Origin of the sequence: Pantoea sp. PSNIH1 (assembly GCF_007680655.1) — a bacterium.
Classification (GTDB): Bacteria; Pseudomonadota; Gammaproteobacteria; order Enterobacterales; family Enterobacteriaceae; genus Pantoea; species Pantoea eucrina.
In genome coordinates this window covers 1,433,642-1,451,953 of record NZ_VEIP01000001.1, presented here as the reverse complement: position 1 = coordinate 1,451,953, position 18,312 = coordinate 1,433,642, and the positions used below count along the sequence as shown (strand labels likewise).

18 protein-coding genes and 1 other annotated feature are annotated in these 18,312 nt (G+C 57.8%); of the genes, 12 read left to right on the top strand and 6 right to left on the bottom strand.

Going from position 1 to position 18,312, the window contains the following annotated elements; translation table 11 throughout:
* Positions 1-7: 7 nt before the first annotated feature.
* On the bottom strand, positions 8-1,204 hold the full coding sequence (locus tag FS690_RS06805) for an efflux RND transporter periplasmic adaptor subunit (RefSeq protein ID WP_039383010.1): 1,197 nt from the start codon (positions 1,202-1,204) through the stop codon (positions 8-10).
* Between the two features lie 143 nt (positions 1,205-1,347).
* Between FS690_RS06805 and acrR the strand changes: the two genes are divergently transcribed.
* Entirely contained in the window at positions 1,348-1,983 is a 636-nt protein-coding gene (gene acrR, locus FS690_RS06800) for a multidrug efflux transporter transcriptional repressor AcrR (RefSeq protein WP_108569668.1), read from the top strand.
* On the opposite strand, the gene rsmS is transcribed toward acrR, so the two are convergent.
* From rsmS to priC, 3 genes are read right to left on the bottom strand one after another with little or no spacing between them, the layout of a single operon-like run.
* Positions 1,980-2,135, bottom strand: coding sequence for a pleiotropic regulatory protein RsmS (gene rsmS, locus FS690_RS06795; protein WP_071668940.1), 156 nt, complete (start codon positions 2,133-2,135; stop codon positions 1,980-1,982). The genes acrR and rsmS overlap by 4 nt on opposite strands.
* An 8-nt stretch (positions 2,136-2,143) precedes the next feature.
* Positions 2,144-2,389 carry a GlsB/YeaQ/YmgE family stress response membrane protein gene (locus tag FS690_RS06790; RefSeq protein WP_039383012.1) on the bottom strand — a complete coding sequence of 82 codons (246 nt, stop codon included), beginning with the start codon at positions 2,387-2,389 and terminating at the stop codon, positions 2,144-2,146.
* Positions 2,390-2,433: 44 nt separating this feature from the next.
* Positions 2,434-2,946, bottom strand: coding sequence for a primosomal replication protein PriC (priC, locus tag FS690_RS06785; RefSeq protein ID WP_104084632.1), 513 nt, complete (start codon positions 2,944-2,946; stop codon positions 2,434-2,436).
* Positions 2,947-2,998: 52 nt separating this feature from the next.
* Between priC and FS690_RS06780 the strand changes: the two genes are divergently transcribed.
* The 6 genes from FS690_RS06780 to htpG all read left to right on the top strand — a co-directional run bounded on the left by FS690_RS06780 (position 2,999) and on the right by htpG (position 9,246).
* Positions 2,999-3,376: a DUF454 family protein gene (locus tag FS690_RS06780; RefSeq protein ID WP_039383014.1), complete on the top strand. Its 378-nt coding sequence runs from the start codon at positions 2,999-3,001 to the stop codon at positions 3,374-3,376.
* A 153-nt stretch (positions 3,377-3,529) separates the two neighbouring features.
* Positions 3,530-4,081: an adenine phosphoribosyltransferase gene (gene apt, locus FS690_RS06775; protein ID WP_039383017.1), complete on the top strand. Its 552-nt coding sequence runs from the start codon at positions 3,530-3,532 to the stop codon at positions 4,079-4,081.
* Between the two features lie 225 nt (positions 4,082-4,306).
* The gene (dnaX, locus tag FS690_RS06770) at positions 4,307-6,286 is read left to right on the top strand and encodes a DNA polymerase III subunit gamma/tau (protein ID WP_145339233.1); all 1,980 of its coding nucleotides are present in this window, start codon (positions 4,307-4,309) and stop codon (positions 6,284-6,286) included.
* Positions 5,631-5,692, top strand: a sequence feature (DnaX frameshifting element). It overlaps the preceding gene by 62 nt.
* 50 nt (positions 6,287-6,336) lie before the next feature.
* The gene (locus FS690_RS06765) at positions 6,337-6,666 is read left to right on the top strand and encodes a YbaB/EbfC family nucleoid-associated protein (RefSeq protein ID WP_031377860.1); all 330 of its coding nucleotides are present in this window, start codon (positions 6,337-6,339) and stop codon (positions 6,664-6,666) included.
* Complete coding sequence (gene recR, locus FS690_RS06760; protein WP_039383019.1) at positions 6,666-7,271, top strand: recombination mediator RecR; 606 nt, start codon at positions 6,666-6,668, stop codon at positions 7,269-7,271. Before FS690_RS06765 ends, recR begins: the two co-directional genes overlap by 1 nt.
* A 100-nt stretch (positions 7,272-7,371) precedes the next feature.
* Complete coding sequence (gene htpG / locus FS690_RS06755; protein ID WP_071668943.1) at positions 7,372-9,246, top strand: molecular chaperone HtpG; 1,875 nt, start codon at positions 7,372-7,374, stop codon at positions 9,244-9,246.
* Between the two features lie 65 nt (positions 9,247-9,311).
* Here the strand turns inward: htpG and FS690_RS06750 are convergent, their stop codons facing one another.
* Positions 9,312-10,181, bottom strand: coding sequence for a LysR substrate-binding domain-containing protein (locus tag FS690_RS06750; protein ID WP_145339231.1), 870 nt, complete (start codon positions 10,179-10,181; stop codon positions 9,312-9,314).
* Positions 10,182-10,366: 185 nt separating this feature from the next.
* Between FS690_RS06750 and FS690_RS06745 the strand changes: the two genes are divergently transcribed.
* From FS690_RS06745 to FS690_RS06730, 4 genes are all read left to right on the top strand, one after another.
* Positions 10,367-11,188 (top strand): DUF6024 family protein, encoded by an 822-nt coding sequence (locus FS690_RS06745; protein WP_071668945.1) that lies wholly within the window; start codon positions 10,367-10,369, stop codon positions 11,186-11,188.
* A 151-nt stretch (positions 11,189-11,339) separates the two neighbouring features.
* Positions 11,340-11,984, top strand: a complete 645-nt coding sequence (gene adk / locus FS690_RS06740) for an adenylate kinase (protein ID WP_039383025.1) — start codon at positions 11,340-11,342, stop codon at positions 11,982-11,984.
* A gap of 114 nt (positions 11,985-12,098) precedes the next feature.
* Positions 12,099-13,058, top strand: a complete 960-nt coding sequence (hemH, locus tag FS690_RS06735; RefSeq protein ID WP_039383026.1) for a ferrochelatase — start codon at positions 12,099-12,101, stop codon at positions 13,056-13,058.
* Positions 13,059-13,119: 61 nt separating this feature from the next.
* Positions 13,120-14,421, top strand: a complete 1,302-nt coding sequence (locus FS690_RS06730; RefSeq protein ID WP_145339229.1) for an inosine/guanosine kinase — start codon at positions 13,120-13,122, stop codon at positions 14,419-14,421.
* A 53-nt stretch (positions 14,422-14,474) separates the two neighbouring features.
* On the opposite strand, the gene ybaL is transcribed toward FS690_RS06730, so the two are convergent.
* Positions 14,475-16,163: a YbaL family putative K(+) efflux transporter gene (gene ybaL / locus FS690_RS06725; protein ID WP_039383029.1), complete on the bottom strand. Its 1,689-nt coding sequence runs from the start codon at positions 16,161-16,163 to the stop codon at positions 14,475-14,477.
* Between the two features lie 354 nt (positions 16,164-16,517).
* Between ybaL and ushA the strand changes: the two genes are divergently transcribed.
* On the top strand, positions 16,518-18,266 hold the full coding sequence (ushA, locus tag FS690_RS06720; RefSeq protein WP_108569738.1) for a bifunctional UDP-sugar hydrolase/5'-nucleotidase UshA: 1,749 nt from the start codon (positions 16,518-16,520) through the stop codon (positions 18,264-18,266).
* Positions 18,267-18,312 lie beyond the last annotated feature (46 nt).

Genomic DNA, 18,312 nt, shown 5'->3' with positions numbered 1-18,312 from the left:
GCTCCTGTTATGACGATGATTTAGCAGACTGAGATTCCTGGGCTGCTTTAGCATCATCTGAGACCTCTTTTGGCGTAACCTGCGCACCCGCTTTCGCGCGCTGAATACCGACGGTAATCACGCGGTCGCCCTCTTTCAGACCATCGGTAACCAGCCATTTGTCGCCAAACGCCTGATTTGCAGTGATCTTACGTACTTCAACTTTGTTATCTGCGCCAACAACCATCGCGCTGGCATCGCCGGTTGGCGTACGGGTCACGCCGGTTTGCGGCACCAGCAGCGCGGTTGGGTTCACGCCTTCATCCAGACGCGCACGCACAAACATACCCGGCAGCAGACGGTTATCCGGGTTCGGGAAGATAGCGCGCAGCGTAATCGAACCGGTGGTTTCATCGACGGTGACATCGGAAAATTCCAGTGTTCCCGACTGCTTGTAAGGGCTACCATCCTGCATCAGCAGCGTGACGTTAGCTTTACCATCGGTCTGTTTCAGCTGGCCCGCTTCCAGCTCGGCGCGCAGGCGCAGAAAATCGTCACTGGACTGCGTTACATCGACATACATAGGATCCAGCTGCTGCACGGTCGCGAGCGCGTTAGTCTGACCATTGGAGACCAGGGCACCTTCCGTCACAGAGGATTTGCCGATACGGCCGCTGATAGGCGACGTGACTTTGGTGTAGGCAAGGTTGATACGGGCAGTTTCAACGTTAGCCTGGGCAGCCTGCACGGCAGCCGCAGTCTGAGCCGCAGTGGCCGCTGCGTTGTCGTAATCCTGCTGACTGATATATTTGGTGCCGAGCAGTGGCTTATAACGTTTGATGGTGAGCTGCGCTACGCGGGCATTAGCCTGCGCCTGCGCTAAATCCCCTTTAGCACTGTCGTAAGCTGCCTGATAGGTGGCAGGATCGATCTGATAAAGCGACTGGCCCGCTTTAATATCACTGCCTTCAACAAAATTACGCTTCAGAATGATACCCGACACCTGAGGGCGGACTTCTGCTACGCGAAACGCGGAAGTGCGACCAGGCAGTTCAGTCGTGACCTTCAGGGGTTCAGCTTTTAATGTGACCACCCCGACTTCCGGCGGCTGCTGCTGCTGCTGGCCGGCTTGCTGAGATTTATCATCATCACATCCTGTTAACAAAAAGCTGCCTGAAAGCATCACGGCGGCCGCCAGAGGCACTAACCCTCTGTTTTTATTCATAAATAAAACCTCTAGTGTCCGATATCAAATGATCAATGGATCACAAACCGATAAACCCATTGCTGCGTTAAAACACGGGTCATGCTATGGTACATACATTCACAAATGTATGTAAACTTGCCAGTTTGTAAAAACAGCTCCCTATGGCACGAAAAACCAAAGCGCAAGCACTTGAAACGCGTAATCAAATTCTTGATGCCGCATTAGCACACTTTTCTGAACAGGGCGTGGCCGCCACGTCGCTGGCTGATATCGCCGCAGCGGCTGGCGTCACGCGCGGTGCCATTTACTGGCACTTTAAAAATAAAGCCGATCTGTTACAGGAAATCTGGCTGCGCTGCGACGCCGGGCTGGACGATGTGGAACTTGAGTATCAGACAAAATATCCGGACGATCCACTTTCTGTAATGCGTTCGATGCTGATCTATATCCTTGACGCCACGGCAAAGGATGCGCAAAGACGCGCACTTATGGAGATTATCTTCCATAAATGTGAGTTTGTGGGCGAAATGTCAACGCTGGTGGCGATGCAGCAGGGCTTACTGCAGGCGTGTTATGACCGCATTGAAACCGTGCTGCGCAGCTGCATTGAAGCGAGACAGCTGCCCGGTGCGCTGAATACCCGTCAGGCGGCACTGCTGATGCGCGGCTATATCAATGGCATGATGGAGAGCTGGCTGTTTAATCCGCACAGTTTTGACCTGGCCGCGGAAGCGCCGCAGATCGTTGATGCGTTTCTCGATATGCTGCGGCTGAGCCCGACCCTGAGCGGGCGTTAATCTGCATGCGCGGCGGCCAGCTTCTGTTCATAGTCGCGCCGGACGATCGCCAGCGCGGCCAGCACCGTCGCGGGCGGCACCTGGTTCTCCTCCAGCAGCTGAATCAAATCGACCGCCAGCTTAATCTCATCCGGTGCGCTCTCAAGCGACATACTCTCTCCTAAATTCGTAGTTTTATTGCAACCAGCAGCATCAGCACTGCGCCCGCCAAAGCGGCAGCTACGCCGGCGATATGCAGCGTGCCGATTTCGCCATTCATAAAGTAGGTGGCAATATAGCCGCCAATCAGCGCGCCAATTGCGGCCAGTACCAGCCCGGGGATCATCCCGCCGGGCCTGCCGGGCAGCAGCAGGCGCCTGAGCCAGCCAGCGGCCAGGCCCGTTACTATCCAGATAATCAGCGTCACCGGTTCCTCCTTCTGCCTTATGCGTTGAGTATAGAAGTGCAGCGCTACGGCTGCGCGGCGGGCAGATCGAGCTGATAAAGCGCAGCGCGACAGCGGCTTAATCGCGCCTGCAGCTGCTCCACTTCCCGCATCAGCTGCTGCTGCACGCTCAGCGTTTCTGCCCGGGCAAGATGCGCCTCGCGCTGGCGCAGCATGGCGAGTAGCCGCGTCTCATACCCCTGATACTCAACACGCTTCTGCTGGCGGGTATCCCGCCGCGGCTGCTCCCGCCACGGCCGCAGCTGCTGGCTTTCGCATTCGCGCTGAAGTGCCGCCAGCTGATCCAGCACCCGCTGCGCCAGCCACTGCTGCTGCACGGCGCTGTGCTGTTTTTGCTGCAGATGGTGCAGATTTCGCTCCAGCTCCTGCAGATAGTCGCTCAGGCGGGTGCCTTTAGTATGAAACAGTGCGGCATCAAAGCGCGGCACTCTGCAGACGCCGTCCGGCTGCTGTGCTATGCGCTGGCGCAGCGTTTCAACGATTTTTTGCAGCCGCTCAGGCGCGGAAAGGAGAGGCATCACTTCGGTTCCATGTTAACGTAAGAGCATATTCAGTATTCAGGCATCTGGCATGCAGCGTTTTCTACTGTTGAGCCTTGGCTGGCTGGCGATAGTGCTGGGCACGCTGGGCATTGTATTACCTTTACTCCCGACAACGCCATTTGTGTTGCTGGCCGCCTGGTGTTTTGCCCGTTCATCGCCGCGCTTTCACCACTGGCTGCTGTGGCGCTCGCCTTTTGGCCGCTATCTGCGTCACTGGCAGCGTCATCGTGCCATGCCGCCAGGCGCTAAGGGGCGGGCAATAGTGCTGATTATCATCACCTTTGCGTTCTCGCTCTGGCTGGTAAAGCTGTTCTGGCTGCGTCTGCTGCTGCTGGTGTTATTAGCGATACTGCTGCTCTTTATGTGGCGTATCCCGGTAGTAGCAGAAGAGACAACGCAACATTAACCGCGTCAGGGTTGCATTTAGGCCGCTGTTTGCTTAGATTTGGGCATCTTCGTGCGTGGCTTCCCTCTGTGAAACGACTTCGCTTAACCCGGTCTCCGGGTATTGGCGCTGTTGAAGCTGCGCGTTTTAGATATTTTTCCAGGCGTAACCTTTATGACCGCAACTGCGCAGCAGCTTGAACTGATCAAAAACAGCATCAAAAGTATTCACGACTATCCGAAGCCGGGCATTCTGTTCCGCGACGTGACCAGCCTTATGGAAGATCCGCAGGCCTATGCGGCGGCGATTTCCATTCTGGTTGAGCGTTATCGTGACAAAGGCATCACCAAAGTGGTGGGTACAGAAGCGCGCGGCTTCCTGTTTGGTGCACCCGTAGCGCTGGGGCTGGGCGTAGGCTTTATACCGGTGCGTAAACCGGGCAAGCTGCCGCGTGAAACCTGGCAGGAGCGCTATGAGCTGGAGTACGGTACGGATGCGCTGGAGCTGCACAAAGACGCGATTAAACCCGGCGATATCGTGCTGGTCATCGACGATCTGCTGGCAACCGGCGGCACCATTGAGGCGACGGTAAAACTGATCCGCCGCGCGGGTGGCGAAGTCAACGATGCCGCTTTTGTCATTAATCTGTTCGATCTCAGCGGCGAAGCGCGCCTGACCGCGCTGGGCGTTAACTGCTACAGCCTCGTCAGCTTCCCCGGCCACTAAGGCCTGCTGCGCTCTGCCGTTTTGCAGAGCGCAGTGCTTATCCCATAGGTTACTCTGCCTGCGCCTGCCCGAGACGGGTATAGGCATATTTCGCTGTGGCTGGTAAACTACTGCCCAAATACACAGGGTTTGCGAAGCTGCATTTTTTCCCTTTTTCTGACGGTGGCTGCCGGCTGATTGCCGCGCTGCTGTGCCAACTCAATACAATCCAGTGACCACATCCACATGAGCTATCAGGTACTTGCGCGAAAATGGCGTCCCCAGGCCTTCGCAGACGTAGTGGGTCAGGAACATGTGCTGACTGCGCTCGCCAACGGGTTATCACTGGGACGTATTCATCATGCCTATCTTTTCTCCGGCACCCGCGGCGTAGGGAAAACTTCTATTGCCCGCCTGCTGGCGAAAGGGTTGAACTGCGAAACCGGTATTACCGCTACGCCCTGTGGCAAGTGCGACAACTGCCGGGAAATTGAGCAGGGCCGCTTTGTTGACTTAATCGAGATCGATGCGGCTTCCCGTACCAAAGTGGAAGATACGCGCGATCTGCTGGATAACGTGCAGTACGCGCCAGCGCGCGGTCGCTTCAAGGTCTATCTGATTGATGAAGTACATATGCTGTCGCGCCACAGCTTTAATGCCCTGCTGAAAACGCTGGAAGAGCCGCCGTCCCACGTTAAGTTTTTGCTGGCCACCACCGATCCGCAGAAGCTGCCGATCACTATCCTGTCGCGCTGCCTGCAGTTCCATCTGAAAGCGCTGGACGTTGAACAGATTCAGCAGCAGCTGAGCTATGTGCTGGAGCAGGAGCAGATTGCCGCGGAGCCACGTGCGCTGCATCTGCTGGCGCGCGCTGCCGATGGCAGTATGCGTGATGCGCTGAGCCTGACCGATCAGGCGATCGCCAGCGGGCAGGGCAGCATCACGCGCGATACCGTCGCGCAGATGCTCGGCACGCTGGATGATGAACAGCCGCTGGCGCTGATTGAAGCGCTGGTGGAGGGCAGCGGCGAACGGGTAATGGCGCGCCTGAATCAGGCCGCTTCGCGCGGAGTAGAGTGGGAAGCGCTGCTGGTTGAGATGCTGCGGCTGCTGCATCGCATCGCAATGGTGCAGCTGCTGCCTGGCTCTCTCAATGATGAAGAGTTCAGTGAAGCGCAGCGCCTGCGTGAGCTGGCGCGTACCCTGCCACCCGCTGACGTGCAGCTCTACTATCAGACGCTGCTGATGGGACGCAAAGATCTGCCGCTGGCACCCGATCGGCGCCTGGGTGTGGAAATGACGCTGCTGCGCGCGCTGGCTTTCCATCCACAGGCTACACTTGCTGAACCGGTGGCGCGTCCGTCGCTGGCACCGCAGGCGGCACCGCAGGTACCTGCCGCCGCCCCGGCTGAGCAGCCTGCTGCGGCTACACAACCGCAGATGGCGCCGGCTACGCAACCGCAGATGGCGCCGCCCGCTGCGCCGGCTCCGGCAGAACCGCAGGCTCCGCCTGCCGGCAATCTGCCGGACACCACCAGTCAGCTGCTGCAGGCGCGTACGCAACTGCTGCGTCAGGGGGCAGGTAAAGTAAAAAAGAGTGAGCCGGCAGCGCGTCCCGCGCGGCCGGCAAATCAGGCGCTGGAGCGTCTGGCTACGGTGACGGAGCGCGTTCAGCAGCGCGCACCCGAAACCGCAAGCGCGCCGGTAAAACCGGAGGCGTACCGCTGGAAAGCACAGCAGCAGAGTGAGGAGAAAGCGGAGCCGGTCGCAACGCCAAAAGCCTTGCGTTCAGCGCTGGAGCATGAGAAAACGCCGGAGCTGGCTGCGCGGCTGGCCGAGGAAGCACAGCTGCGTGATGCCTGGACCGCTGAAATTGCCCGGCTGACGCTGCCAAAGCTGGTGCAGCAGGTGGCGCTCAACGCGTGGAAAGAGCAGCATGAACAGAGCGTGACGCTGCATCTGCGCAGCAGCCAGCGACACCTCAATTCTGCGGCAGCCCGGCAGGCCATTCAGGCTGCGCTAAGCCAGGCGGCGGGTCAGGAAGTTGAACTGACCATCGTGGAAGATGATAATCCGGCGGTGCTGACGCCGCTGGAGTGGCGACAGGCCATCTATGAAGAGAAGCTGGCGCAGGCGCGCCAGTCGCTCGCAAGTGATACCCACATTCAGATGTTGCAGCAGTTCTTTGATGCCGATCTGGATGAAGAGAGTATCCGACCCGTATGATCACGCTGTCGCGCAGAGGTTGCGCGCAGCCCCAGCAGAGAGAGAAAACTATGTTTGGTAAAGGCGGATTGGGCAACCTGATGAAACAGGCCCAGCAGATGCAGGATAAAATGGCCAAGGTTCAGGAAGAGATCGCCGCGCTGGAAGTTACGGGCGAATCGGGTGCGGGTCTGGTTAAAGTAACCATCAACGGCGCGCACAACTGCCGTCGCGTGGAAGTCGATCCCAGCCTGCTGGAAGATGACAAAGATATGCTGGAAGATTTGATTGCTGCAGCCTTTAATGATGCGGCGCGTCGCATCGATGAGACGCAGAAAGAGAAGATGGCTTCTGTCTCTTCCGGTATGCAGCTGCCGCCTGGCTTCAAGATGCCGTTCTGATGCAGACCAGTCCACTGCTTGAAACCTTAATGGAGTCACTGCGCTGTCTGCCGGGTGTAGGCCCTAAGTCAGCGCAGCGCATGGCGTTTCACCTGTTGCAACGCGATCGCAGCGGTGGCATGCGTCTGGCTCAGGCGCTGACGCGCGCGATGTCGGAAATCGGCCACTGTGCCGATTGCCGTACCTTCACCGAACAGGAGATCTGCACCATCTGCGCTAACGCCCGTCGGCAGCAGAATGGGCAGATTTGCGTGGTGGAAAGCCCGGCAGATATTCACGCCATTGAGCAGACCGGCCAGTTTGGCGGACGCTACTTTGTGCTGATGGGACATCTGTCGCCGCTGGATGGGATTGGTCCGCAGGATATCGGGCTCGATCGCCTGGAGCAGCGTCTGGAACATGAGACGCTGCAGGAGGTGATCCTGGCGACCAACCCCACGGTAGAGGGTGAAGCGACCGCCAACTATATCGCTGAGCTGTGCGGTCAGTATGGCGTTGACGCCAGCCGTATCGCGCACGGTGTACCGGTAGGTGGCGAGCTGGAGATGGTTGATGGCACCACGCTGTCGCACTCTCTTGCCGGACGTCATAAGATTAAATTCTAAGCACTCGCCGGTTTCATTCACTGAAACCGGCTTGAAAATTTTCCCGCCATCCCCATATCTTCCTCAACGTTCGATCAACCCCGATTCTGTTGAGGTAGCAATGACCATGAAAGGACAAGAGACGCGTGGCTTCCAGTCAGAGGTAAAACAACTTCTGCACCTGATGATCCATTCCCTCTATTCAAACAAAGAGATTTTCCTGCGTGAACTGATCTCCAACGCCTCTGATGCCGCTGATAAGCTGCGCTTCCGCGCGCTTTCCACTCCGGATCTCTATGAAGGCGACGGCGAGCTGCGCGTGCGTATCTCGGTCGACAAGGAGAAACGGACGCTGACGCTGAGCGACAACGGTATCGGTATGCGTCGCGATGAGGTAATTGAAAACCTCGGTACTATCGCTAAATCAGGCACCAAAGCGTTCCTGGAGTCTATGGGCTCTGACCAGGCGAAAGACAGCCAGCTGATTGGCCAGTTTGGTGTGGGTTTCTACTCCGCCTTTATCGTTGCTGACAAAGTGACCGTGCGCACCCGCGCTGCCGGCGCACAGGCCAGCGAGGGCGTGTTCTGGGAGTCAGAAGGCGAGGGCGAATATACCCTGGCAGAAATCGAAAAAGCCGATCGCGGTACCGAGATCACGCTGCATTTCCGCGCAGGGGAAGATGATTTCCTTGACGCCTGGCGCGTGCGTAACGTCATCAGCAAATATTCCGATCACATCGCACTGCCGGTAGAGATCGAAACCAAAGATGAAGAGAACGACACCGTAACCTGGGAGAAGGTCAACAAAGCCCAGGCGCTGTGGACGCGTAATAAAGCGGAGATCAGCGACGACGAGTACAACGAGTTCTACAAGCACATTGCACATGACTTCAGCGATCCGGCTATCTGGAGCCATAATCGCGTGGAAGGCAAGCAGGAGTACACCAGCCTGCTCTACATCCCGCAGCGTGCTCCGTTCGATATGTGGAACCGCGACAGCAAGCATGGCCTCAAGCTTTATGTACAGCGCGTGTTTATTATGGATGACGCTGAGCAATTCATGCCGAACTACCTGCGCTTTGTGCGCGGTCTGATTGACTCTAACGATCTGCCGCTTAACGTCTCACGTGAAATTCTGCAGGACAGCCGTGTCACCCAGAGCCTGCGCGCCGCGCTGACTAAGCGCAGCCTGCAGATGCTGGAAAAACTGGCAAAAGATGATGCAGAGAAGTATCAGCAGTTCTGGAAAGAGTTTGGTCTGGTACTGAAAGAGGGACCGGCAGAAGATAGCGCCAATCAGCAGGCGATTGCTAAACTGCTGCGTTTTGCCACCACGCAGAGCGAAGGCAGCGAGCAGAGCGTATCGCTGGATGACTACCTGAGCCGCATGGTTGAAGGTCAGGAGAAGATCTACTACATCACGGCGGACAGCTATGCCGCGGCGAAAAGCAGCCCGCATCTGGAGCTGTTCCGCAAAAAAGGCATTGAGGTACTGCTGCTCTCCGATCGTATCGATGAGTGGATGATGAGTTATCTCACCGAGTTCGAAGGTAAAACGTTCCAGTCAGTAAGCAAAGCTGATGAGTCGCTGAGCAAGCTGGCGGATGAAGAGACCGAAGAGCAGAAAGAAGCGGAAAAAGCGCTGGAGCCGTTTGTTGAGCGCGTGAAAACGCTGCTGGGCGAGCGCGTTAAAGAGGTGCGACTGACGCATCGTCTGACCGATACGCCTGCTATCGTCACCACTGATGCTAACGAAATGACCACCCAGATGGCGAAGCTGTTTGCCGCCGCCGGTCAGGATGTTCCGGAAGTGAAATATATCTTTGAGATCAATCCGGAGCATGGCCTGGTGAAACGCGTAGCGGATACCCAGGATGAGGCGCGCTTTGCCGAATGGGTTGAACTGCTGCTGGATCAGGCGCTGCTGGCTGAGCGCGGTACGCTGGACGATCCTAACCAGTTTATCCGCCGCATGAACCAGCTGCTGACGGCGTAACGCCGCACAGCGCGAAGCGAATAAAACAGCTAAGGGCGCCATTAATGGCGCCCTTTTTTATGGCGTCAGCACTGCGCCTGCTCTCTGAGCCATGCGCGAAACAGACGGATCTCTGCATTCTGCTCGCGCGAGCGTTTGGCCATCATCCAGGTCGCGCGATCGATGCGCACAAAGCCCAGCGGCGCAATCAGCGCGCCCGCTTCCAGCTCCTGCTGCACCAGCAGTCGCGGGGCCATCATGATCCCCAGACCGCTTCTGGCGGCCTGAATAGCCAGCATCAGATTATCAAAGTGTTTGCCACGCCAGAAATCACCGCGTGCGCCGCTGTTTTTTGCCCACTCAGCCCAGGCGTGCAGCCGGGTATCCGCATGCAGCAGCGGCAGCGTTTGCAGATCGCGCGCGCTCTGCAGGCGTTCGGCGTAGTGGGGCGCACAGAGCGGCCCAATCGCGTCATCGCTGATAAGCGTGGCTTCAATATCATCATCGGGCTGCTGCTCATAACTCAGGATCAGCACATCGGTGTGTTCACTGCGCAGCTGATCGATCTCAACCAGTGACTGAAACTGCACGTCGATATCCGGGTAGCGCTGATAGAAACTGCTGATACGCGGGATCAGCCACTGAGAGAGAAAGCTGGGCGCACAGGAAACAGAGAGGTGATGCCGCATACCGGTACGTATGCTTTCGCAGCTGGTGGCGAGTTCGCTGAACGCTTTCTGACAGCTGACCAGAAGGCGTTCGCCATGCGAGGTGAGTTTGACGCGTCCGTTAGTGCGTACAAACAGCGGTTTGCCCATCCAGCTCTCCAGCTGGCGCACCTGATGGCTGACGGCGCTGTGGGTGACATGCAGGGTTTCCGCTGCCGTGCTGAAACTGCTGTGCAGCGCTGCCTGATGAAAATAGCGCAGCGCCCGTAGTGACGGAAGCGCGGTCATACTCGTCCCTTGTGTAAAAACCTAACAGGGATTGTCAGTTTATATCATTTTAATGTCCAGCCGCATTGCCCTAACCTCTGCTCCAGATTCTGGCAGGTTGACGGGACGGGCTGGCTATGTATCAGCCACGCGTTTTATCTGCCGGAAAGCACCACTTCGCAGCTAATATAGGGAAACGTTACGCGATGGCCTCACAAAACGCCTCTGCCAGGGCGGCGATATGCGATCGGCTGCGCAGCCAGCTATCCCGCTACTACCGGCTGGAAAATTACGATCTCTTCTTTGCGCCCACGCTGCATATTGCGCGGGTGGTGCTCTCTCAGCTTTTTTTACGCCAGGAGCAGGCGCGTAATCAGACACGCTACGCCTCGCACCATCCGGTTAGCGAGCTGAGCGTGCTGCCCGCCGTCCCGATGATGGCGGGAAATATCGCCCTGATAGAGCATGTGGATCTGGCGGAAGGGCGGGTGCGCTCGCTCGACGCCTGCCAGAGTCAGGGCGTGACCGACGCTTCCGGGTCGTTTGCCAGCGCGCTGCACAAAACGCTGATTGCCGGCTCCCATCTGTTTGTCGCACACCTGAACCACCATGCAGCGCTGAGCGACGATCTGGTACTGATTGCGCTGCGCACGACAAAATTCAGCACGCTGGTGCGCAGCGAACTGCGGCTGATAGAGCAGGGGCTGGCGCTGGGAAGCGCGCCGCAGCAGGCGCTGACGATGATGGAGAGCGCTGAGTGGAAGCCGTTTAATATCGCCATGGTTGACCGGTTTGCGCTCGAAACGCCGCTACCGCTCGCCTCACTGCAGCAGCCCGGTTTGCCATTTGCCCTGATTGATCTGCCGCCGGCGCTGCATAATGTTACCCTGCCGCCGGAGATCCGGCGGCTGCCCGGACGTTTGCTGATCCCGGCCAGCCTGCGCGGCAGCGGCAGCAAACATACAAACGTCACCGCGACGCTGAAAAAGCAGCTGAAAGCGTTGTTGCTGCGTAGCCTGAATTCCTAAAATCAATCCCTCAGCTGGCGCTTCATCCCAAAGCAGGTCACAGTAGGCGGGCCAGTGATAGCGTGCCCGTTGCCTTGTGGCTGGCGGGTCATAATGGTATGTTCTTGGCCTTCATAGATTGATCAATGCGATTCGCAAGGGGAATTACGCAATGCGTATTATTCTGCTCGGGGCACCGGGCGCAGGTAAAGGCACTCAGGCTCAGTATATTATGGAGAACTACGGTATTCCGCAGATCTCTACCGGTGACATGCTGCGCGCCGCAGTAAAAGCAGGCACCGAACTGGGCCAGCAGGCGAAAGCCATCATGGATGCCGGTAAACTGGTGACTGATGAACTGGTGATTGCGCTGGTTAAAGAGCGTATCGCGCAGGAAGACTGCAAAAACGGCTTCCTGCTCGATGGCTTCCCACGCACCATCCCGCAGGCTGACGCCATGAAAGAAGCGGGCATCAAAGTCGATTACGTGCTGGAATTTGCCGTGCCGGACGAGCTGATCGTCGATCGCATTGTGGGCCGTCGCGTGCATGCGCCTTCTGGCCGCGTGTACCACATCAAAAACAAGCCACCAAAAGTGGAAGGTAAAGATGATGTGACCGGTGAAGAGCTGACCACGCGCAAAGACGATCAGGAAGAGACCGTGCGTAAGCGTCTGGTTGAGTATCATGAGCTGACAGCGCCCCTGATTGCTTATTACAGCAAAGAAGCGGAAGCGGGTAACACCGCCTATCACAAAATTGACGGCACCCGCCCGGTGGCTGACGTCAGTGAAGAACTGCGCCGTATCCTCGGCTAAGTACCAAAAGGGCCGGATGCCTGGCCCTTTTACAGCAATTGCTTTTCCCGCCCGTGATTTCCGCTACAATTTCCCCCGATTCACCACTCTTCGTTGCGATATCAAGGAAACAGAATGAGGCAAGATAAGCCCGGTGTTCTGCTGGTTAACTTAGGCACACCTGAAGCACCTACCACCCCGGCGGTGAAACGCTATCTGAAGCAGTTCCTCGGCGATCCGCGCGTGGTTGATACGCCGCGCTGGCTATGGTGGCCCATCCTTAATTTTATTATTCTGCCGTTTCGTTCGCCGCGCGTGTCGAAACTCTACGCCTCCGTCTGGATGGAAGAGGGATCGCCGCTGATGGTATTCAGCAAGCGGCAGCGTGCCGCGCTGGCGCAGCGCGTGGACATGCCGGTCGAGCTGGGCATGAGCTATGGTCAGCCGAGCCTGGACGGAGCGGTACATCGCCTGCTGGATCAGGGCGTCACGCACCTGATTGTGCTGCCGCTCTATCCGCAGTTCTCCTGCTCTACCGTTGCCGCCGTGTGGGATGGCCTGGCCAGCAGCTTTAAACCGCTGCGCTCGCTGCCGCAGGTCTCCTTTATTCGCGACTATGCTGAGCATCCGGCTTACATTGCCGCGCTGAAAGCCTCCGTTGAGCGCTCATTTGCCCGCCACGGCGAGCCGGATCTGCTGGTGCTCTCTTACCACGGCATTCCGCAGCGTTTCGCCAATGAAGGCGATGATTATCCGCAGCGCTGTAAAGATACCACCGCCGCACTGGCGGCGGCGCTGAATATCGCCCCTGAAAAAATCATGATGACCTTTCAGTCGCGCTTCGGGCGTGAGCCGTGGCTGATGCCCTACACCGATGAGACCATGAAAAGTCTGCCGGCCAAAGGCATTAAGCACGTGCAGGTCATGAGCCCCGGCTTTGCGGCGGACTGTCTGGAAACGCTGGAGGAGATCAGCGGTGAAAACTGTGAAATTTTCCTGCATGCAGGCGGCGAAAAATTTGAATATATTCCCGCGCTTAACGCTGATGACGAGCACATTGAGATGATGGTACAGCTGGTCAACGCGCGCCGCTAAGCGCATCAGGCAGAGAGTATGATATGCTTCTCTGCCTGATTTTCCCTGATGACTGCTTTTCATGAAATTTCCCGGCAAACGTAAATCCAAACACTATTTTCCCGTCAACGCGCGCGATCCGCTGCTGCAGGCTATTCAGCAGGAGCAGGAGGAGGGCAGCTGGGTGGTGGGTATCGACCAGACGCTGGTGGATATCGAAGCCAAAGTTGATGACGCGTTCCTGCAGCGCTACGGCCTGAGTGCCGGGCATTCGCTGGTGATTGACGACGCGACGGCGGAAGCGCTCTATAACGAGTTGATGCGCGAGCAGCTGATCAGCCACCAGTTTGCCGGCGGCACCATTGGCAACACGTTGCACAACTACTCGGTGCTGGCTGACGATCGTTCCGTGCTGCTGGGCGTCATGTGCAATAACATCCAGATTGGCGGCTACGCCTATCGCTATCTCTGCAACACCTCCAGCCGTATGGATCTGAACTTCCTGCAGGGCGTGGACGGCGCGATTGGCCGCTGCTTTACCCTGATTGGCGAGCACGGTGAACGGACCTTCGCGATCAGTCCGGGGCTGATGAACCGGCTGCAGGCGGAGAGTATCCCGGAAGAGGTGATTGCCGGGGCGTCAGCGCTGGTGCTGACCTCCTATCTGGTACGCTGCCAGCCTGGTGAACCGATGCCGGACGCCACGCTGCGCGCCATTGCGTATGCGAAAAAGCATAATGTGCCGGTGGTGTTAACGCTGGGTACAAAATATGTCATTCAGGATAACCCGCAGTTCTGGCGTGATTTCCTGCGCGATCACGTCTCTATTGTCGCGATGAACGAAGAAGAAGCGTTTGCGCTGACCGATGAACAGGATCCGCTGCTGGCAGCTGATATGGCGCTGGAGTGGGTCGATCTGGTGCTCTGCACCGCCGGTCCGACCGGGCTCTACATGGCGGGCTTCACTGAAGATGAATTTAAGCGCAAAACGAATCACCCGCTGCTGCCGGGCGCGATTGCGGAATTCAACCAGTATGAGTTCAGCCGGGCGATGCGCCAGCAGGATTGTCAGCAGCCGCTGCGCATCTTCTCGCATATCGCGCCTTACATGGGCGGACCGGAAAAGATCATGAATACCAACGGGGCAGGGGACGGGGCGCTGGCAGCGCTGCTGCACGATATCACGGCGAACAACTTCCATCGCCTCAAAGTCCCCAACTCCAGCAAACATGCGCGTGAATATCTGACCTACTCCTCGCTGGCGCAGGTGTGCAAATATGCTAACCGCGTGAGTTATCAGGTGCTGAACCAGCATTCACCGCGCCTGACGCGCGGCCTGCCGGAGCGGGAAGATAGCCTGGAAGAGTCTTACTGGGACAGATAAGCGCGCAGTAAAAAGGGGCGCATCAGTGCGCCCCTGCAGTCAGCGATCCCCGATCAAATCGGGCATTCGCGGGAGATCGGCTCAACGGCGATCTCCTTTTTCAGCACATTGAGCATGCTGCTGGCAATTTCACGCTCGCCCATCACGACCTGATTAGCGCCGCGATCCATAATATAGGCGACTTCGTCGTCATAGTGCGCACGGGCGATAATCTCAATATCCTTGCGCTTCTCACGTGCGGCCACTACCACTTCACCCGCTTCATAGCCATTCGGAATGGTCAGCAGCAGCCAGCGGGCGCAGTCAAGCCGTGCCAGCTCCATGGTCTCTGCGCGTGCTGCATTGCCCAGCACCGCTCTGATACCCTGTTCACGCAGCGCTTCAACGCGCGGGCGGGAGTTTTCCACCACCACCAGCGGGATATCTGCTTCCAGCAGCTGCTGCCCCAGCAGGCTGCCGACGCGTCCATAACCCACAATCACCGCGTGATTACAGATATCTACCGGGATCTGTTTCTCTTCCGCCATCGCCTCTTCCAGCGTCTGCTCCTCAGCGGTTTCAGTTTTATCCAGATAGCGCTCCAGCAGCGAGAAGAGGATAGGATTCAGCATAATGGAGAGAATAGCCGCCGCCAGCACCAGGTTGCGCCCCTCTTCGCTGAGCAGATCGAGTGAAATGCCGAGGCCGGCGAGAATAAAGGCAAACTCACCAATCTGCGCCAGACTGACCGAAATGGTCAGGGCGGTACGGCGTGAGTGCCCCAGCAGAGTGACCAGCGCCCAGGCGGCGATTGATTTACCCAGCACCACGATGGCGAGCGCGCCCAGTACCGCCAGCGGCTGTTCAATCAGGATCATCGGATTAAACAGCATGCCGACCGATACAAAGAACAGTACGGCAAAGGCGTCGCGCAGTGGGAGCGTGTCGCGCGCCGCGCGGTGGCTCAGCTCAGATTCGTTCAGTACCATGCCGGCGAAGAAGGCGCCAAGGGCAAAGGAGACATCAAAGAACTCTACGGCACCAAAGGCGATACCGAGCGCCAGCGCCAGCACCGATAGAGTAAAGAGTTCACGCGAGCCGGTAGCCGCGCTTTTTGCCAGGATCCACGGGATAACGCGGCGGCCTACCACCATCATCAGCACCATAAAGGCGGCCACTTTACCGATGGTCAGCAGCAGATCCCATGCCAGCAGGGTCGGACTGGCGTTACCCTGTTCCAGCATGCCGGCGATGGCAGGCAGCAGCACCAGCGTCAGCACCATCACCAGGTCTTCCACAATCAGCCAGCCGATCGCAATCTGGCCGCGCTGGCTGTCAATCAGCTGTCGCTCCTCCAGCGCCCGCAGCAGCACTACGGTACTGGCCGTAGAGAGGCACAGGCCAAACACCAGGCCAGTCATCCATGACCAGCCCATGGTCCAGGAGAGCCCCATTCCCAGCAGCGTCGCCACCGCGATTTGCGCCACGGCGCCGGGAATGGCGATCGACTTTACCGCCATCAGATCTTTCAGTGAGAAGTGCAGTCCGACGCCAAACATCAGCAGAATGACGCCCAGCTCTGCCAGTTCAGGTGCCAGATTCGTATCCGCAACAAAGCCTGGCGTAAAAGGGCCCGCAACCACGCCGGCAACCAGATAGCCCACCAGCGGAGAGATGCGCAGGCGATTGGCCAGCATGCCAAGGAGAAACGCGAGGACCAGGCCCCCGACAATAGTGGTGATCAACGGTGTGGTGTGATGCATGCCTGTCTCCTTGTGTGCAAATGTGTCCGCTTGTAACAATCAAGTGTAATGCAAATCCTGCTGCAGCGTTTAGACATTTGCGGGATGAAAGCTGAATAAACTGAAAAAATGCGATAAAAAACGTGCCGAAGCGCTATTTTCAGCAGTTATCCTGGCGTGCAGGTAGTGATAATGCATTACAGCAGCGTTAAAAAGCGCAGCATCCCCCGACGGGCCCAGCCGGCGAGAGCAGATGAAAATAGCAGCGGGTACTGCCTTTCAGCTTGAGTTAAGCAGGGAACTGTGCGACACAGAGGGCAGAAATCTGTCAGGTCCACGATGCAGTGGAAAAAAACGAACAAGGAGAGCGTTGTGTTGTTACTTACCCCGAAAAAGCGCTGGCTGGCGCTGCTGGTTTTGCTGGTGCCGATGCTGGCGCAGGCGTGGCAAACCGATCGCAGCTATCGCTTCAGCATCCTGCATACCAACGATCATCATGGCCATTTCTGGAGTAACGCGCAGGGTGAGTATGGGCTGGCAGCACAAAAGAGCCTGATGGACCAGCAGCGTTATGATGTCCAGGCGCGCGGAGGGGGTGCGCTCATCCTCTCCGCCGGGGATATCAATACCGGCGTGCCGGAGTCAGATGTGCTGAACGCAGAGCCTGACATTCGCGGCATGAATCTGGTGGGTTATGACGCTATGGCGCTGGGAAACCACGAATTTGACAAGCCTCTGAGCGTGCTGGAACAGCAGAAAAAGTGGGCACGTTTTCCCTTTCTCGCGGCGAATATCTATCAAAAAGGCAGCGATCGGCGGCTGTTTTCGCCCTGGGCCATATTTAACCGTATGGGCCTGAAAATAGCGGTTATCGGGCTGACCACTACGGATACGCTGCGTATTACCAACCCGGAAAATGTCGCAGAGCTTGAGATCCGCGATCCGGTCAAAGAGACGCTGAAAGCGGTAGCGGAGCTGCGCGCCACGGAAAAGCCTGATGTGATCATCGCGCTGACGCATATGGGACATTATGACGACGGTCAGCACGGCAGTAACGCACCGGGCGACGTTGAGCTGGCGCGCAGCCTGCCGCCCGGCACCCTGAGTGTTATCGTGGGCGGCCACTCGCACGATGCCGTCTGTATGGCGCAGGCTAACCGCAGCGTGCCGGATTATCAGCCAGGCCAGCCCTGCCAGCCCGATCGGCAGAATGGCGTCTGGATCATGCAGGCTAAAGAGTGGGGCAAATATGTGGGTCGCGGCGATTTTACCTTTCGCAACGGTGAGCTGACGCTGGAAAATTATCAGCTCATCCCGGTTAACCTGAAGCATAAAGTCACCAACCAGGATGGCAGCGAAACCTGGCTGCCTTATCAGGAGCCGATTGTACCCAATACCGCGATGATGAAGCTGCTGACCCCTTTCCAGCTGCGCGCCGGTAAACAGCTGGATGTCGCCGTTGGCCGCAGTGACGGGCTGTTTGTCGGCGAGCGCAATAAAGTCCGCTTTGAGCAGACCAATCTGGCGCAGCTGATCCTGCGAGCGCAGATCGCCGCGACCAAAGCGGATGTGGCGGTGATCAGCGGCGGCGGCATCCGCACATCGCTTCCGGCAGGCGAGCTGCGCCTGCGCGATCTGCTGCAGGTGCAGCCGTTTGGCAATCAGGTGGTGTCGGTCACGCTGAGCGGTGAGGAACTGCAGGCATATCTTGCCCGCATCGCCAATATCAAAGCTAACTCCGGCGGCTTTGCGCAGCTGGCCGGCGTCAGCCTGGTGGCCGACGGCACCTCAGTGAGTGATGTCAAAATCAACGGTAAGCCGCTGGAGAAGACAAAAACCTATCGTCTCGCCACTAACAGCTTTAACGCCAGCGGCGGCGACGGCTATCCGCCGCTGACGGCGCGCGCGGGCTACCGCAACAGCGGTCTGCGCGATGCTGACGTGCTGCGCGACTATATTACTCAGCATTCGCCGCTAAAAATCGCTGATTTTGTGCCGCCAGCCGTCGTGCATCTGACTGACGAGCAGGTACGCGAGCGTGACAAGGCGCTGGAAAAGCAGCGCAAGCGCAGCTATCCGCGTATGTTCCTGGCATGGATCTGGCCGCGCGCGGCGCAGGATTAAGCGTAACCGGCGCGCTGCTTCCGTCCGGAGGCAGCGCGCGCCCGGC